The organism is Micromonospora phytophila (assembly GCF_023656545.1).
GTDB classification, from domain to species: Bacteria; Actinomycetota; Actinomycetes; order Mycobacteriales; family Micromonosporaceae; genus Micromonospora; species Micromonospora phytophila.
The window spans coordinates 1-13,766 of sequence record NZ_JAMOKF010000126.1 but is presented as its reverse complement, the minus strand read 5'-3'; the positions used below and the strand labels follow the sequence as shown (position 1 = coordinate 13,766).

The window sequence follows — 13,766 nt, the reverse complement described above, 5'->3', positions numbered from 1 at the left end:
CGAGCCGTCGACCACGTGCGCGGCGGCGATGCCGGTGCCGATGGCGACGAAGAGGACGTGCCGGGCGTCGCGCCCGGCGCCGAGCCGGGCCTCGGCGAGGCCGCCGACGCGCACGTCGTGGCCGAGGGCCGTCGGCAGGCCGAGCCGCGCCACCGCCAGGTCCCGCAGCGGTACGTCCCGGAAGCCCACGTTCGCCGACCAGACCGCCACCCCGCACGCCTCGTCGACCACCCCGGGCACGGCGACGCCGAGCGCGACGGGGGTGAGCCCCTTCGCGCGGGCCTTGGCGGCCAACCCCTCGGCGACCTCAAGAATCGTGTCGACCACGGCGTCCGGGCCGCGTCCGGCGTCGGTGGGGTGCCGCTCGGTGTGCAGCACGCCGCCGTCCGGGCGGACCAGGGCGCACTTCATCCCGGTGCCCCCCACGTCGAGCGCGATGACGACCGGGTCGGTCGCGTTCGCACCGACGACGGCGCGCCCCCCGACGACGGGGTCCCCGACGGCGTTCACACCGACGACGGCGTCGTCGTCCGAGTTCGCACCGACGACGGGGTCGTCGGTCATGCGAGGACCACGGAGCGGGTCAGGTGCCGCGGCGCGTCGGGGTCGAGCCCCCGGCTGGTGGCGAGCGCGACGGCGAAGCGCTGGGCCAGGATCAGGTCGGCCATCGGGTCGACCGGCGTACGACCGGCGGACCAGCTGCCGAGCACCGTGCGGCAGCCGTGGGTGCGGCTGTGCACGAAGGCCGCGCCGGTCGCCGCCACGTCCTCCGGCAGGCCGTCGGGCAGCTCGCCGAACGCCCAGACCAGCCGGCCGGGCGCGGCCACCGAGATCGGGCCGTGCCGGTAGTCCATCGCCGGGTACGCCTCGGCCCAGAAGGTGGCCGCCTCGCGGCACTTCAGCGCAGCCTCCTGCGCCAGCCCGACGGTCCAGCCCCGACCGAGGAAGGTGGCCTGCTCGATCCGGGTGGGGTCGATCGGCAGCGGGGCGCGCACCGCCACCTCCGCGTCGGCGGAGAGCGCGGCGATGTTGTCGCCGAGATGGGCGCGGAGCAGCGCGAGCGCGGTGGTCGCGAAACGGGTCTGCACCACCGAGCGCTCGTCGGCGAAGGGCATGGTCACCGCGGCGGTGGCGAACTCGACCGCCGGGGAGGCCGGGTCACCGACCAGGACGGTGGTCGGCACCTGCCCGCGCAGCGCGGCGAGCAGCTCGGTGACCTCGGTGGTCGTGCCGGAGCGGGTGATCGCGACGAGCCGGTCGTAGCGGCGGCCGGTGGGGAACTCGGAGGCCTGGAAGGCGTCGGTCTCGCCCTGGCCGGTCTGCTCGCGGCGGGCCGCGTACGCCATCGCCATGAACCACGACGTGCCGCAACCGACGACGGCGACCCGCTCGCCGGGGCGGGGGAGGTGGTCGGTCACCGCGGCGGCGAGTTGCGCCGCCTCCCGCCAGCAGTCGGGCTGACTCGCGATCTCCGCGTCGACGTACGACATGAGAACTCCTACGCAGGGGAGCGTTGCGCAATACGGCTCGTTAGACCCGTCTTTCGCGCGCTATTCTGCGCGAACCCCGGTGGTCGTGGCAACCAGCCCTCCGATCGAGCAGGCCAGGGTTTTGCGCCCTCGTAGTTTCGCGCACTAGTGTGCACGCAATCAATCACCGACCGTGCAGTAACTGGAGGCCCTCGGGTGGACCGGTACGCCAGATGGAACGCCCTGCTCGAAATGCTGACCGGCACCGGCCGGGTCAGCGTCGAGGAGGCCGCCGAGCGACTGGACGTCTCCCAGGCCACCATCCGGCGTGACTTCGACCAGCTCGCCCAGCAGCAGATGATCACCCGGACCCGGGGCGGCGCGGTCGCCAACGGCGTCTCGTACGACCTGCCGCTGCGCTACAAGACCGCGAAGCACTCGGCCGAGAAGCAGCGGATCGGTGCCGCCGCGGCGGCACTGGTCTCCCCGGGCACCGTGGTCGGCCTCAACGGCGGTACCACCAGCACGGAGGTGGCCCGGGCCCTCGCCGTACGCCCCGACCTGAACACCAGTGCGGAGGGCGCCCAGCTCACCGTGGTCACCAACGCGTTGAACATCGCCAACGAGCTGCTGGTCCGTTCCCGGATGAAGGTCGTGGTGGCCGGCGGCGTGGTCCGCCCGAAGTCCTTCGAGCTGGTCGGTCCGCTGGGTGGGGCGCTGTTGCGCGAGGTCACCCTGGACGTCGCCCTGCTGGGCGTGGACGCGATCGACCCGCAGCTCGGCGCGGCCGCCCACCACGAGGGTGAGGCGGCGATGAACAACCTGATGGTGGCCCGCGCCAAGCGCGTGGTGATCATCGCGGACTCGTCCAAACTGGGCGGTCACGCGTTCGCCCGGATCTGCCCGGTGGACCGGGTGGAGACGCTGGTGACCGACTCGGGCGCCGCGCCCGAAGTGGTGGAGGCGTTCCGCGCCGCCGGGGTCACCGTCGTCTGCGCCTGATCGTCACCCCGCGTAACGGGCATCCGCACCCAGCGCCCCGATCGGGCGGTTTTCGACGCGCCGATGCATACCCGGTATTGCGCGACTTTGCATACCGCGTATGGTGTCGCGTGTCATGGCGCCCGTCATCGGGGGAGGTGCAGCTTGCCAGCTGTCCTGGAGATCGAAGGTCTACGTAAGACGTACAAGAGCCGCCGGCGGGGTGCCCGCAACGCGCTGGACGGCTTCGACATGCGGGTCGAGGCGGGGCAGGTGCACGGCTTCCTCGGCCCCAACGGCTCGGGCAAGACCACCACCCTGCGGACGCTGCTCGGCCTGATCCGGCCCGACGGCGGCCGGATGCAGATCCTCGGACACGAGGTGCCCGAGGCGCTGCCCACCGTCGCCCGTCAGGTCGGCGCGATCGTGGAGAGCCCGCAGTTCTTCCCGCACTTCTCCGCCCGGGACACGCTGTCCCTGCTCGCGGGGGCCGGGGAGGTGCCGGCGATCCGGATCGACGAGGTGCTGGAACTCGTCGGGTTGCGCGACCGGGCCGGTGAGCGGGTCAAGACGTACTCGCTCGGCATGAAGCAGCGGCTCGCGGTCGCCTCGGCCCTGCTCAAGAGCCCGAAGCTGCTGATCCTGGACGAGCCGGCCAACGGCCTGGACCCGGGCGGCATCCGCGAGATGCGCACGCTGATGCGCACGCTGGCCGAGTCGGGCATGACCGTGGTGCTCTCCAGCCACATCCTCGGCGAGATCCAGCTGATCTGCGACTCGGTCACCATCATCTCGCTGGGCCGGCGGGTCGCCTACGGCCCGGTGGAGGAGGTGCTCGCCCAGCACTCCTCGGGCTCCGTGCGGGTGCGGCTGGAGGCGGTCGCCGACCTGGCGGCCGCCGCCGATGCGCTGACCAGGGCCGGGGCGCGGGTGACCCCGCATCCCGACCACCTGATGCTCGCCGGTGTCGACAAGCCGGCCATGGTGACCCGGCTCCTCGCCGAGCAGGGCCTCTACGTCAGTGAGCTCGCCCCGGTCGCCGTCGACCTGGAGAGCGTCTTCCTCGACCTGACCGCCACCGCGCCGGTGCCCGGCCAGAACCGGCAGGTCGACCAGTCCACGAAGGTCGGTGGGGCGGGGCAGCCCGGCGCCACCACGGGAGGGTGGGGCGCGTGAGTCTCTACCGTACGGAGCTGCGCCGGCTCGGCAAGCGGCGTTTCACCCGCTGGGCGGCGCTGCTCGGCCTGCTGGTCCTCCTCGCCGTCGTCGTCGGGGGCTTCTTCACCAACGAGAAGCTCGACGCCGCCGCGCTGGCGAAGGCCGAGCGTGCCGCCGAGCAGCAGTGGCAGCAGGACGTCCGCAACAGCGAGCAGTTCCGCGCCGAGTGCGAAAAAGCCAAGAACGGTGGCACCGCCGAGCGCGGCCAGTTCCCCGAGGACTGCGCCGTGATCGCGCCACCGCCCCGGGAGGCGATCGAGGCGGAGTGGTTCCTCCCCTCCACCTTCAACTTCCGGGAGAACTTCGGCTTCACCCTGCTGCCGTTGGCGGCGATCCTGGCGCTGGTCGGGTTCATCGTCGGCGCCTCCTTCGTCGGGGCAGAATGGAACACCGGCGGCATGATGAACCTGCTGCTGTGGCGGCCGAAGCGGCTGACCGTACTGCTGACCAAGCTGGCGGCGCTGCTCACCGGGCTGCTCGCGGTGGCGCTGCCCGCGACGGCGCTCTGGTTCGGCAGTTTCTGGCTGGTCGCCACGCTGCGCGGCACCACCGAGAAGATGACCTCCGGGGCCTGGCAGTCGTTCGCCCTCACCGGGCTGCGGGGGCTGGTGCTCGCGCTGGTCACCGCGACCATCGGCTTCGCGCTGGCGTCGCTGGGCCGGCACACCGCGATGGCCCTGGGCGGGGCGATCGCCGTGATGGTGGTCGGTCAGTTCGGCCTCGGCATCCTGCTGGAGATGGCCGGGGCGCGCTTCGCCGAGGCGTGGCTGCTGCCCACGTACGCCCTGGCCTTCATGCAGAAGAAGGTCACCCTGGAGAACTGGGACGCCTGCCAGGCCACCTACTTCGGGGAGTGCAAGCCGGAGACCCTGGACATCACCTGGCAGCAGTCGTCGGTGCTGCTGGCGGTCGGGCTGACGGTGATCCTCGGCGCGGCACTCTGGGCGATGCGCCGGCGGGACATCTCCTGACCGACGCGGGCGGCTGACCGGAGGCTCTGACGGGCCTCCGGTCACCCGTCCGACCGTCGGGCCCGGCCCGGGCGGAGCGGCGCCCCGGCGGACCAGCCGGGTCCGGCCCGGCCCGGCCGCGGGGGCCGACACGGTACGCGGCGATGCGGTCACCTTCCGGCGCCGTCGTCTGATGCGGTGCGGATCGGCCCTGGTTAGGCTGATGTCCCCCCGGTCGGCGTCGTCGTGCCGTCCGCCCTCGCGAGGAGTGCCATGCAGCCCGCCGACGCCGCCCCGGCCGCCACCGAGCCGCCCGCAGCCGACCGGGCCGCCGACGAGCCGACGACGGGCGGGACGCGGGAGGCATCCTCCGGCGCGGTCGTCCCGCAGCCGCGCACCGACCCGGGCGCCGAACTCCGCACGGACCCGGGCGCCGAACCTGGCACCGACCCGGGCGAACTCCGCACCGTCCCGCAGCCCCGCTCCGGGACGGAGCCGGACCCCGCCGGCGCGGCGGCCTCGCCCGGCGAGGTCGGCGACGTCGATCTGGTGGGTGCCGGCGAGACGGACCCGGGTGGGATCACCGGGCTGACCGAGCGGGAGCGGGCCATCCTCGCCTTCGAGCAACAGTGGTGGCGGCACGCCGGCGCGAAGGAACAGGCCGTCCGGGACCGCTTCGGCCTCTCCGCCACCCGCTACTACCAACTGCTCAACGCGCTGCTGGACAACCCGGCGGCGCTGGCCGCCGAGCCGGTGCTGGTCGGCCGGCTGCGCCGGTTGCGCTCCTCCCGGGCCCGCAACCGCCGCCGCTGAGCGGGTCGGTGCTTTTCGTCCGCGCGCAGGCCGTTCGTCCCCGCCGTCCCCGTTCGCGCCGCGACCGCCCGCGCCGCCGTCCCGACCGTCGGTGCTGGTCAGCGGCGTCCACGCCGGGAATGGTGACCGGGCTGGCCGCAACCGGAATGTCGGGCAGCCGTGCGGGTAGGCAGGGGCGTTCCGGGCCGCGACTGTCGCGGCCGGTTCACGTTCCGGGCCGCGACCCTGCGGCCCCGGGGCCGACGGAGGGAGCGGGCGATGACGGGAATCAACCCGAGCCGGCCACCGGACGGTGCGGCCGGCGCCGGGCAGCAGGCACGGCAGGCCGGACAGCAGGCCCGGCAGGAGGCGTCCCAAATGGGACAGCAGGCGGCTCACGCCGGTGGGCAGGTGGCCCACGCCGCCGCCGAGCAGGGCGGTCACGTCGCCGCCGAGGCGAAGCATCAGGCGTTGAACCTGGCCGGCGAGGCCACCAACCAGCTGCGCGGCCAGGCCGGTGCGCAGCAGCGGCGGGCCGCCGAGGGGCTGCGCGGCTTCGGCCGTGACCTTGGCTCGATGGCGGAGCGGTGTCCGGACTCCGGGCTGGCCGGCCAGGCGGTCCGGCGGGCGGCGGACGCCGCTCAGCAGGCCGCGGGCTGGCTCGACGAACGGGAGCCGGCGGCGGTGCTCGACGAGGTGCGCGACTACGCGCGGCGGCATCCGGGCACCTTCCTGGCCGGCGCGGCGTTGACCGGCCTGCTGGTCGGACGGCTGACCCGCAACCTGACCTCCTCCGGCGCAGGCGGCGCAACCTCGCAGGGCGGCGCCCGTGGCGCGCCCGGGGCGAGGCCGCAGGTCGCACCCGCCACGGGCGGACCGCGTGCCTACGAGCAGGTGTTCGAGGAGCGGACGGTCGACGCGCCGTACGCGGCCGAGGAGGCGTACGTGGGCTCGGCGCGGGTGCGTAGCGCCACGCCGCCCGGCGGCCGGGAGCCCGACATCCCCGGTGGGGTGGCACCGTGAGCGCCCCGGAGAAGGAACGCACCGAGGCATCGGTCGGTGAGCTCCTCGGCGACGTGACGCGCGACTTCTCCACCCTGGTCCGCAAGGAGATCGAGCTGGCCAAGGCGGAGCTGCGCGAGGAGGCCACCCAGACCGGCAAGGCCGGCGGGATGTTCGGTGGCGCCGGGGTGGCCGGCTTCCTGACCGTGTTGTTCGTGTCGTACGCGCTGTGGTGGGGACTGTCCAACGTGATGGACCAGGGCTGGGCCGCGTTGATCGTGGCGGTCATCTGGGCCGCGGCCACGGGGATACTGCTCGCCAAGGCGCGGACGACGCTCAAGGAGCTGCGCGGCGTGCTGCCGCGTACGAAACAGACCGCCCGCGAGATGCCGAACGCGATGCGAGGCCGGTGAACCAGCCGGGAGGGAGCAGATCATGTCCAACGATCCGGATCGGATCCGGTGGGAGATCGAGAACACCCGCAACGAGCTGAGCACCGACGTCGACGCGCTGGCCGACAAGGTCAACCCGCGACGGATCGCCGGTGAGCGCGTCGGGCAGGCCCGCGGCGCCGTCGGCAGGGTCAGGGAGAAGGTCATGGGCACTTCGATGCAGGCCAGGGAGAGGGTGATGGGCACCTCCACGCACGCCAAGGAGAGGGTCATGGACACCTCCACGCACGCGAAGGACAAGGTGATGGGTGCCTCGATGCATGCCAGGGAGAGGGCGATGGAGGTTCCGTCGCATCTGGGGGACGGCGGGCGGATATCGCACGCCGCCGATTCGGCCCGCCACCTGGGGCAGCAGTCCCGGCAACAGGCGCAGGGCAACCCGCTCGCCGCCGGTCTGATCGCCTTCGGCGCCGGGCTGCTGGTGGCGTCGCTGGTGCCCCCCAGCCGGCCGGAGCGGCAGTTGGCCGGGCAGGCCCGCGGCATGGTCAGCGAGCACTCCGACCAGCTTCGCGAGCAGGCCGGCCGGGTCGGTCACAACGTGCGCGACAACGTGCGCGACAACCTGCGCGACAACCTGCGTGAGCCCGTCAGGCAGGCGGCGCAGGCGGTGGGCTCCACTGCGGTCGGCAGCGCGCACGCCGTACAGGAGCAGGGCCGCTCGGCCGCCCAGCAGGTGCAGGGTCAGGCGCATGAGGCCGCGGACGACCTCCGGCGCCGCTGAGGCGATCCGCTCGGTGGGGGCGGCGCGGACGATGCGGGTACGTTCCGCGTCCGCGCCGGCCCCCGGCCGACCGGTCAACGAGGATCTGGTTTTCCGGTTCGGACCGCTGGTCGGGTTGTTGGACGGCGCGACCGTGCCGGAGGGCTTCGACACCGGATGCGCGCACGGCCCGTCCTGGTACGTGCGGCACCTCGCCGCCCGGCTCGGGGTGGCCGAGGCGGCCCGCCCGGGGGCGACCCTGATGAGCAACCTGGCGGCGGCGATCCTCGCGGTCCGCGCCGACCACGGCGACGGGTGCGACCTGGACCACCCGGGCACCCCGTCGAGCACCGTCTGTCTGCTGCGCGACGGGGGTGACCAGGTGGACTACCTCGTGCTCTGCGACAGCCCGCTGGTGCTGGACGACGGGAGCCGGATCTCGGTGGTCACCGACGACCGGCTGGACACCGCGATGGCGGAGCTGCGGGCGACGGTCGCGGCACTGCCCGCCGGCTCCGGCGACCGGGCCACCCGGTTCCGGCAGGCGGTCGGCGTGCAGCGGGAGCGGATGAACCGGACCCACGGCTACTGGGTGGCCGCCGCGGACCCCGACGCCGCGTACCACGCGGTGACCGGGACGCTGCCGTTGCGCGGGCCGGGCGCGCTGCGCCGGGCGGCGCTGCTCAGCGACGGGGCCTCCGCGGTGGTGGAGCAGTTCGGCCTGCTCGACTGGGCGGGGCTGCTGGAGGTGGCGAGCGCCGAGGGCCCGGCCGCGCTGATCGGCCGGGTGCGCGCCGCCGAGCGCGACCATCCCGACCGGCTCCGCCGCCACAAGCCCGCCGACGACGCCTCGGCGGTCCTCTGCGAGTTCGACTGACCCCCGGCGTGCCGGGCGGTGAAGATCGCGTGCCGGGTGTTGACAGCGGAGCGTGAGGTGGACCACGCCTGCGGGCCGACCGGCCGGTACCTTCCGCCGGACCGCCAGTCAGTGCCCAATGGGGTGGACTTGGGCCGGTACGGCCGGCAGACTGCGGCACGTGGCGGGTGCGGTCCGGTTGGAGCCGGTTGACGAGCGGAACCTGGAGGCGTTGCTCTCCGTAGCGGCTGCCGAGGCGGAGCCCGGCGACGTCATGCCGCCGGTGGAGGCGCCGGCCGGGTGGTCCCACGCGCGCCGGGAGGCGTTCCGGGAGTTCCACCGGGCGAGCTTCGGTGGCCTGGGCGGCCCCACCGCCACCCAGATGTACGCGATCCTGGTCGGCGGCGAGGTGGTCGGCATGATCCGGATGCGCCGTTGCGACGAGCCGGGCACCGTCGAGACCGGCATGTGGCTGGGCCGGTCCGCCCGCGGTCAGGGCATCGGCCCGGCCGCGCTGCGCGAGTTGCTGAACGAGGCCGCTGCCGCCGGCATGCGGCTCGTCGTCGCCGAGACGGACCCGAGCAATCTCGGCGCGCTCTCGGTGCTGCAGAAATGCGGCGCGAAATTGCGTGGGGCCAACGGCAGGGTCCATGCGGAAATATGTCTCGACTCGCCGCCTCCGGCATTCTGACGACGAATCGTCAAATTCCTCCTCTCTGAGGTTGTCGCTGCTCATCAGGGTACGGCTGTCCGTATTGTGCCGTTGGCGAGGGTGCTGCCCACCCCTCCGGGAAAATGCGTCGCAACAATGCGGAAATGTTTCGTCGATAGGTCACCGGGTACTGCCGGCCGAGTCCGCTAGAAACGGGACACCTCATTGCGACTCGGGCTGATCCCCGGTAGCCGGTCCGGCCGTCACAGGCCAGGTGTCTCCGCGCCGGGGAGCAAAGGAGAACTGATGAAAAGCGGAGCACGAATTGGGCTCGCGGTGGGCTTCGGCTACCTGCTGGGGCGCCGGCGCAAGCTGCGGAAGGCCCTCGTCCTGGCCGCGGCCGTCGCGGCCGGCCGGGCGAGCCAGGACTCCGGCGGACTGCTGAAGCTGGGCTCGAACCTGATGCAGTCGTCCCCCCACCTCACCAACCTCGGCCGTCTCGGCGGCCCGCTCGCCTCGGCCTCGAAGGCCGCCGCGACCGCCGCGGCCGGCAGCGGCATCGATGCGCTCAGCGGCAAGCTGCGCGGCTCGGCCGACGCGCTGCGCCGCAAGGGTGGCGCCGGTGGCGGCGACGGGGAAGGGTCGGACGGCGGCGAACGGTCGGACGACGGCGGCGACCGGCAGGAGCGCGACGCCGGGGGCGCCGAGGAAACCGACTCCGACCAGCGGGGGCGGTGACCATGGCACCCACCACGAACCCGGGCGGGCTCACGGACAAGGTCCGGAGCCAGCTCTCCGGCGAGGTGCGGAACCTGGCGAGCGCGATCGGTGAACGCGCCGTCCACGCGGTGACCGAGCGGATCACCGGCGCGACCGGCCGGCTCAGCGAGTACGCGAAGCAGGGCGGCGGCCCCGGCCTGGTGGCCGCGGCGACCGGCGCGCACAAGCTCGCCCAGGGCGGCTCACCGGTGAAGGCCATGTTCCATGCCGGTATGGCCGGCGGTAAGGAGAAGGTGATGGCGGCGTTCGGCCGCGGCAAGGGTGGCAAGGGTGGCAAGGGCGGTGGCAAGAAGCTCAAGGTCACCAACATCGTCGAGGCGATCGAGGTCGGCGTGCCGGTCCGGGTCGCGTACAACCAGTGGACCCAGTTCGGCGACTTCCCCAGCTTCATGAAGAAGGTCGAGCAGGCCGACTGCGAGTCGGACGAGAAGATGACCTGGAAGGCGCAGGTCTTCTGGTCGCACCGGACCTGGGAGTCGACCATCGTCCGGCAGATCCCGGACAAGCTGATCCACTGGCGGTCCAAGGGCGAGAAGGGCTCGGTGGACGGCACGGTCAGCTTCCACGAGCTGACCCCGGACCTGACGCGCATCCTGGTCGTGCTGGAGTACCACCCGCAGGGCCTCTTCGAGCACACCGGCAACCTGTGGCGCGCCCAGGGCCGCCGCGCCCGGCTGGAACTCAAGCACTTCGTCCGGCACGTGATGACCCAGACCGTCCTCGACCCGGACTCCGTCGAGGGCTGGCGCGGCGAGATCGAGGACTCGCAGGTGGTCAAGGACCACGAGACCGCGCTGCACGAGGAACAGGAGGAGCGCGAGCAGCGGGAACAGCAGGCCCGCGAGCAGCGTGAGCGGCCGGGCCGTGAGCCGGAACCGGAGGAGGAGGCCGAGGAGGAGCCGCGCGAGGAGCGCCGGCCCGCCGAGCGTGCCCGCCGGCGGCCGCCCCAGCGCCGTCCCCCGGCCGAGCAGGAGTACGAGGACGAGTACGAGGAGGGCGGCTACGACGAGGAGCAGCCCGAGGAGGAGGAGGCACCGCCTCCGCCGCGCCGCCGGGCCCCCGAGCGCGCCCGTCGCCCGCAGCCCCGGGAGCCCCGGCCCCCGGAGGAGCCCCGGCCCCGCCGTTCGCCGGAGGCGCCCCGCCGGCCGGTGGTCCGCCGCCGTCGAGAGGAGCGGGACGAGTGACGATCGCGACGAGTGGTGGCCAGGCCGCAGGCGGTGCCCTGGAGCGGGGCGGAGCGGGCTCCAACCTGGCCGACGTCGTGGAGACCGTGCTGGACAAGGGCGTGGTGATCGACGCCCAGGTGTCGGTGGCCGTGGTCGGCATCCAGCTGTTGGAGATCAACGCGCGGGTCGTCATCGCCAGCGTCGAGACGTACCTGCGCTTCGCCGAGGCGGTGGACCGGTTCGACATCACCCCGAAGGGCCAGAAGGGGCTGCCCGACCTGCTCGACGGGGCCTCCGGGGCGCTCGGCGCGGGCAAGGCCGTCTCCGACGTCGGCAAGACCGTCGGCGCGATCGGCGGCGTGGTCAGGGACGCCGTCGGTGAGCTCGGCTCCGACGACCGCGAGCGGGACCGCGACTGGGACCGACCCCGGCGGCGCCGGGACCGGGAGGACTGATGGCCGAGGAGAGCGGGCTGTTCATCTACGGCATCGTGCCCTCGGACGTGGAGCCGACCCCGGACGCCGTCGGGGTCGGCGACCCGCCCGGTGAGGTGGCGGCGATCCGGCACGGGGAACTGGCCGCGCTGGTCAGCGAGGTCGGCCTGACCGAGCCGTTGGGCCGGCCGGCGGACCTGAGGACGTACCAGGAGCTGCTGGACGGGACGGCGGCGGTGGCCCCGGTGCTGCCGGTGCGCTTCGGCACCGTGGTCACCGGGCCGGACGCCGTCGCCGACCTGCTGGAGGCGCACCACGACCGGTTCGCCGCCGCGCTCGACGAGTTGGAGGGGCGGATCCAGTACACGGTGCACGGCCGCTACGACGAGCAGAACCTGATCGCCGGGGTGCTGGCGGACAATCCGGCCGCCGCCGACCTGGCCGACCAGGTGCGCGGGCAGCCGGAGGCGGCCACCCGCGAGCAGCGGATCCGGCTCGGCGAGATGATCAGCCAGGCCGTGGAGCTGCGCCGGGAGGCGGAGAACCGCGCGCTGCTCGACGCCCTGGGACCGCTCGCCGTGGCGACCGCGCCCCGGGCGCCGAGCAACGAGCTGGACGCGGCGAACGCCGCCTTCCTCGTCGACGGCGACCGGTCCGACGAGTTCATCGCGGCGGCCGAGGAGTACGCCGAGCAGCGCCGGGAGCTGATCCGGGTGCGGCTGCTCGGCCCGCTCGCCCCGTACGACTTCGTCAGCGCGCACCAGCTGGTGGAGTGACCGGTGGACATCCTCTGGGCGCTGCTGACCCTCCCGTACGCGCCGGTGCGGGGCCTGACCGCGGTGGTCAAGGTGATCGCCCGGGAGGCGGAGTCGCAGCAGTACAACCCGGCCAACATCCGGCGGGAGCTGGAGGAGCTGGACGCGGCGGAGGCGGCCGGGGAGATCAGCGCCGAGGAACGGGACCGGGGGCAGCAGCAGGTGCTGGACCGGCTGACCGGCGGCGCCCCGCGGCCACCGGCATCCCCCGACCGGGAGTCGGGGCGCGGCGGCGCGGAGGCCCGCCGCAGGACCCCGTCCCCGGACCGGGAGTCGGGGCGCGGCGGCGCGGACGCGCGCCGCAGGAAGGCAGGGACGCGGGCCCGGGCTTCCCGCCCGGGTCCGCAAGGAGCGCGGCGGAGGTCGCGTGACGGTGGCGAGGGAGGTGAGTCCGATGGCGGATCTGATCCGCGGCGACGGCGGCAGGGCCCGTAGGAACGAGCCGGAGCCGCAGCGGTACGACGAGGAGGAGGAGTACCTCGAACCGATCACGGCCGCCGAGGCGGCCCGGGAGGGCATGCGGCAGATCGTCGAGCTGACCGGCCGGGAGCCGGTGGGGACCACCTCCCTGAAGTCCGTGCGGGACGGCTGGCTGGTCGGGGTGGAGGTCGTCGAGGACCGGCGGATTCCCGCCTCCACCGACCTGCTCGGCCTCTACGAGGTGGAGCTGGACATCGAGGGCGGCCTGCTCGGCTACCAGCGGGTGCGGCGCTACCAACGCGGAAAGGGCGAGGTGGGTTGAGATGACCAGCGCGCGACCCCCGTCGGTGGTGCAGAACTCCGGTCAGGTGCTGCCGGCCGGGCACGAGCCGGCGAACCTCGGCGACATCCTGGAACGGGTGCTCGACCGGGGCATCGTGATCGCCGGTGACATCCGGGTCAGCCTGCTCGACATCGAGCTGCTGACGCTCAAGCTGCGGCTGGTCATCGCCTCGGTCGACACCGCCCGGCAGATCGGCATCGACTGGTGGGAGCACGACCCGTGGCTCAGCTCCCGGGCGAAACCCCCGGTGGAGCCGGGTCCGCGGGACCCGGAGCAGGTCGAGGCGGAACGCCGCCCCCGGGTCGCGCGGGCCGCCGCCCGGAGGGAGGAGTGGGATTGAGTTCGACGGCTGACCTGGCCCCCACCGCCGGGCCCGCGCGGCTCGAGGTCGGGGCCTGGCTGCACGGCGTGGCGCGCGACGTCGACCCCGGCCTGCTCACCGCCACCGGCGGGATGGACGGCACGCCGGTCCGCGCGGTGCGGGCCGCCGGCCTGGTGGCCGTGGTCAGCGCCGCGCCCCTGTCCGAGTACGGCGAGGAGGCGCTGCGCCGCAACCTGGAGGATCTGGCCTGGCTGGAACGGGCCGCCCGGGCGCACCACGCGGTGGTGGCGGCGCTGTCCCGGGCGGGCGCGGTGGTGCCGGCCCGGCTCGCCACCGTGCACCACGACGACGCGCGGGTGGCCGGGCAGCTGACCGCCCGCCGGGCCGAGCTGACCGCGACCCTCGACCGGCTCA

Annotated in this window: 19 protein-coding genes; 17 read left to right on the top strand and 2 right to left on the bottom strand. The window is 73.8% G+C overall.

Annotated features, from left to right (window positions below):
* Window positions 1-564: ROK family protein (locus NCC78_RS16640; protein WP_284706310.1), on the bottom strand; the 564-nt coding region annotated here is incomplete at its 3' end.
* A complete protein-coding gene (locus NCC78_RS16635; protein ID WP_250795493.1) occupies window positions 561-1,490 on the bottom strand; it encodes an SIS domain-containing protein in 930 nt (309 codons plus the stop codon). The genes NCC78_RS16640 and NCC78_RS16635, both read right to left, overlap by 4 nt.
* A gap of 195 nt (window positions 1,491-1,685) precedes the next feature.
* On the opposite strand from NCC78_RS16635, the gene NCC78_RS16630 reads away from it, so the two are divergent.
* The 17 genes from NCC78_RS16630 to NCC78_RS16550 all read left to right on the top strand — a co-directional run.
* A complete protein-coding gene (locus tag NCC78_RS16630; RefSeq protein ID WP_250795492.1) occupies window positions 1,686-2,471 on the top strand; it encodes a DeoR/GlpR family DNA-binding transcription regulator in 786 nt (261 codons plus the stop codon).
* Between the two features lie 144 nt (window positions 2,472-2,615).
* On the top strand, window positions 2,616-3,626 hold the full coding sequence (locus NCC78_RS16625; protein ID WP_284706309.1) for an ABC transporter ATP-binding protein: 1,011 nt from the start codon (window positions 2,616-2,618) through the stop codon (window positions 3,624-3,626).
* Complete coding sequence (locus NCC78_RS16620) at window positions 3,623-4,639, top strand: ABC transporter permease subunit (protein ID WP_250795491.1); 1,017 nt, start codon at window positions 3,623-3,625, stop codon at window positions 4,637-4,639. The genes NCC78_RS16625 and NCC78_RS16620 overlap by 4 nt, the downstream gene beginning before the upstream one ends.
* 252 nt (window positions 4,640-4,891) lie before the next feature.
* Window positions 4,892-5,431 (top strand): DUF3263 domain-containing protein, encoded by a 540-nt coding sequence (locus NCC78_RS16615; protein WP_250795490.1) that lies wholly within the window; start codon window positions 4,892-4,894, stop codon window positions 5,429-5,431.
* Window positions 5,432-5,689: 258 nt separating this feature from the next.
* Entirely contained in the window at window positions 5,690-6,433 is a 744-nt protein-coding gene (locus NCC78_RS16610; RefSeq protein WP_250795489.1) for a hypothetical protein, read from the top strand.
* Window positions 6,430-6,825 carry a phage holin family protein gene (locus NCC78_RS16605; protein ID WP_250795487.1) on the top strand — a complete coding sequence of 132 codons (396 nt, stop codon included), beginning with the start codon at window positions 6,430-6,432 and terminating at the stop codon, window positions 6,823-6,825. Before NCC78_RS16610 ends, NCC78_RS16605 begins: the two co-directional genes overlap by 4 nt.
* A gap of 22 nt (window positions 6,826-6,847) precedes the next feature.
* The gene (locus NCC78_RS16600; protein ID WP_250795486.1) at window positions 6,848-7,585 is read left to right on the top strand and encodes a DUF3618 domain-containing protein; all 738 of its coding nucleotides are present in this window, start codon (window positions 6,848-6,850) and stop codon (window positions 7,583-7,585) included.
* Complete coding sequence (locus NCC78_RS16595; protein WP_250795485.1) at window positions 7,554-8,441, top strand: hypothetical protein; 888 nt, start codon at window positions 7,554-7,556, stop codon at window positions 8,439-8,441. The genes NCC78_RS16600 and NCC78_RS16595 overlap by 32 nt, the downstream gene beginning before the upstream one ends.
* Window positions 8,442-8,601: 160 nt before the next feature.
* The gene (locus NCC78_RS16590) at window positions 8,602-9,111 is read left to right on the top strand and encodes a GNAT family N-acetyltransferase (RefSeq protein ID WP_250795484.1); all 510 of its coding nucleotides are present in this window, start codon (window positions 8,602-8,604) and stop codon (window positions 9,109-9,111) included.
* A gap of 267 nt (window positions 9,112-9,378) precedes the next feature.
* Entirely contained in the window at window positions 9,379-9,810 is a 432-nt protein-coding gene (locus NCC78_RS16585) for a hypothetical protein (protein WP_250795483.1), read from the top strand.
* 2 nt (window positions 9,811-9,812) lie between these two features.
* Window positions 9,813-11,036: an SRPBCC family protein gene (locus NCC78_RS16580; RefSeq protein ID WP_250795482.1), complete on the top strand. Its 1,224-nt coding sequence runs from the start codon at window positions 9,813-9,815 to the stop codon at window positions 11,034-11,036.
* Window positions 11,033-11,473, top strand: coding sequence for a gas vesicle protein GvpJ (gvpJ, locus tag NCC78_RS32710; protein ID WP_250795481.1), 441 nt, complete (start codon window positions 11,033-11,035; stop codon window positions 11,471-11,473). The genes NCC78_RS16580 and gvpJ (NCC78_RS32710) overlap by 4 nt, the downstream gene beginning before the upstream one ends.
* Window positions 11,473-12,228 (top strand): GvpL/GvpF family gas vesicle protein, encoded by a 756-nt coding sequence (locus tag NCC78_RS16570; protein WP_250795479.1) that lies wholly within the window; start codon window positions 11,473-11,475, stop codon window positions 12,226-12,228. Before gvpJ (NCC78_RS32710) ends, NCC78_RS16570 begins: the two co-directional genes overlap by 1 nt.
* A gap of 3 nt (window positions 12,229-12,231) precedes the next feature.
* Window positions 12,232-12,702: a gas vesicle protein GvpG gene (locus NCC78_RS16565; protein WP_250795478.1), complete on the top strand. Its 471-nt coding sequence runs from the start codon at window positions 12,232-12,234 to the stop codon at window positions 12,700-12,702.
* A complete protein-coding gene (locus tag NCC78_RS16560; protein WP_250795477.1) occupies window positions 12,662-13,009 on the top strand; it encodes a gas vesicle protein GvpO in 348 nt (115 codons plus the stop codon). Before NCC78_RS16565 ends, NCC78_RS16560 begins: the two co-directional genes overlap by 41 nt.
* 1 nt (window position 13,010) lies before the next feature.
* A complete protein-coding gene (gvpJ, locus tag NCC78_RS32705; protein ID WP_250795476.1) occupies window positions 13,011-13,370 on the top strand; it encodes a gas vesicle protein GvpJ in 360 nt (119 codons plus the stop codon).
* The coding region (locus tag NCC78_RS16550; RefSeq protein WP_250795475.1) for a GvpL/GvpF family gas vesicle protein at window positions 13,367-13,766 on the top strand (400 nt) is incomplete at its 3' end. The genes gvpJ (NCC78_RS32705) and NCC78_RS16550, both read left to right, overlap by 4 nt.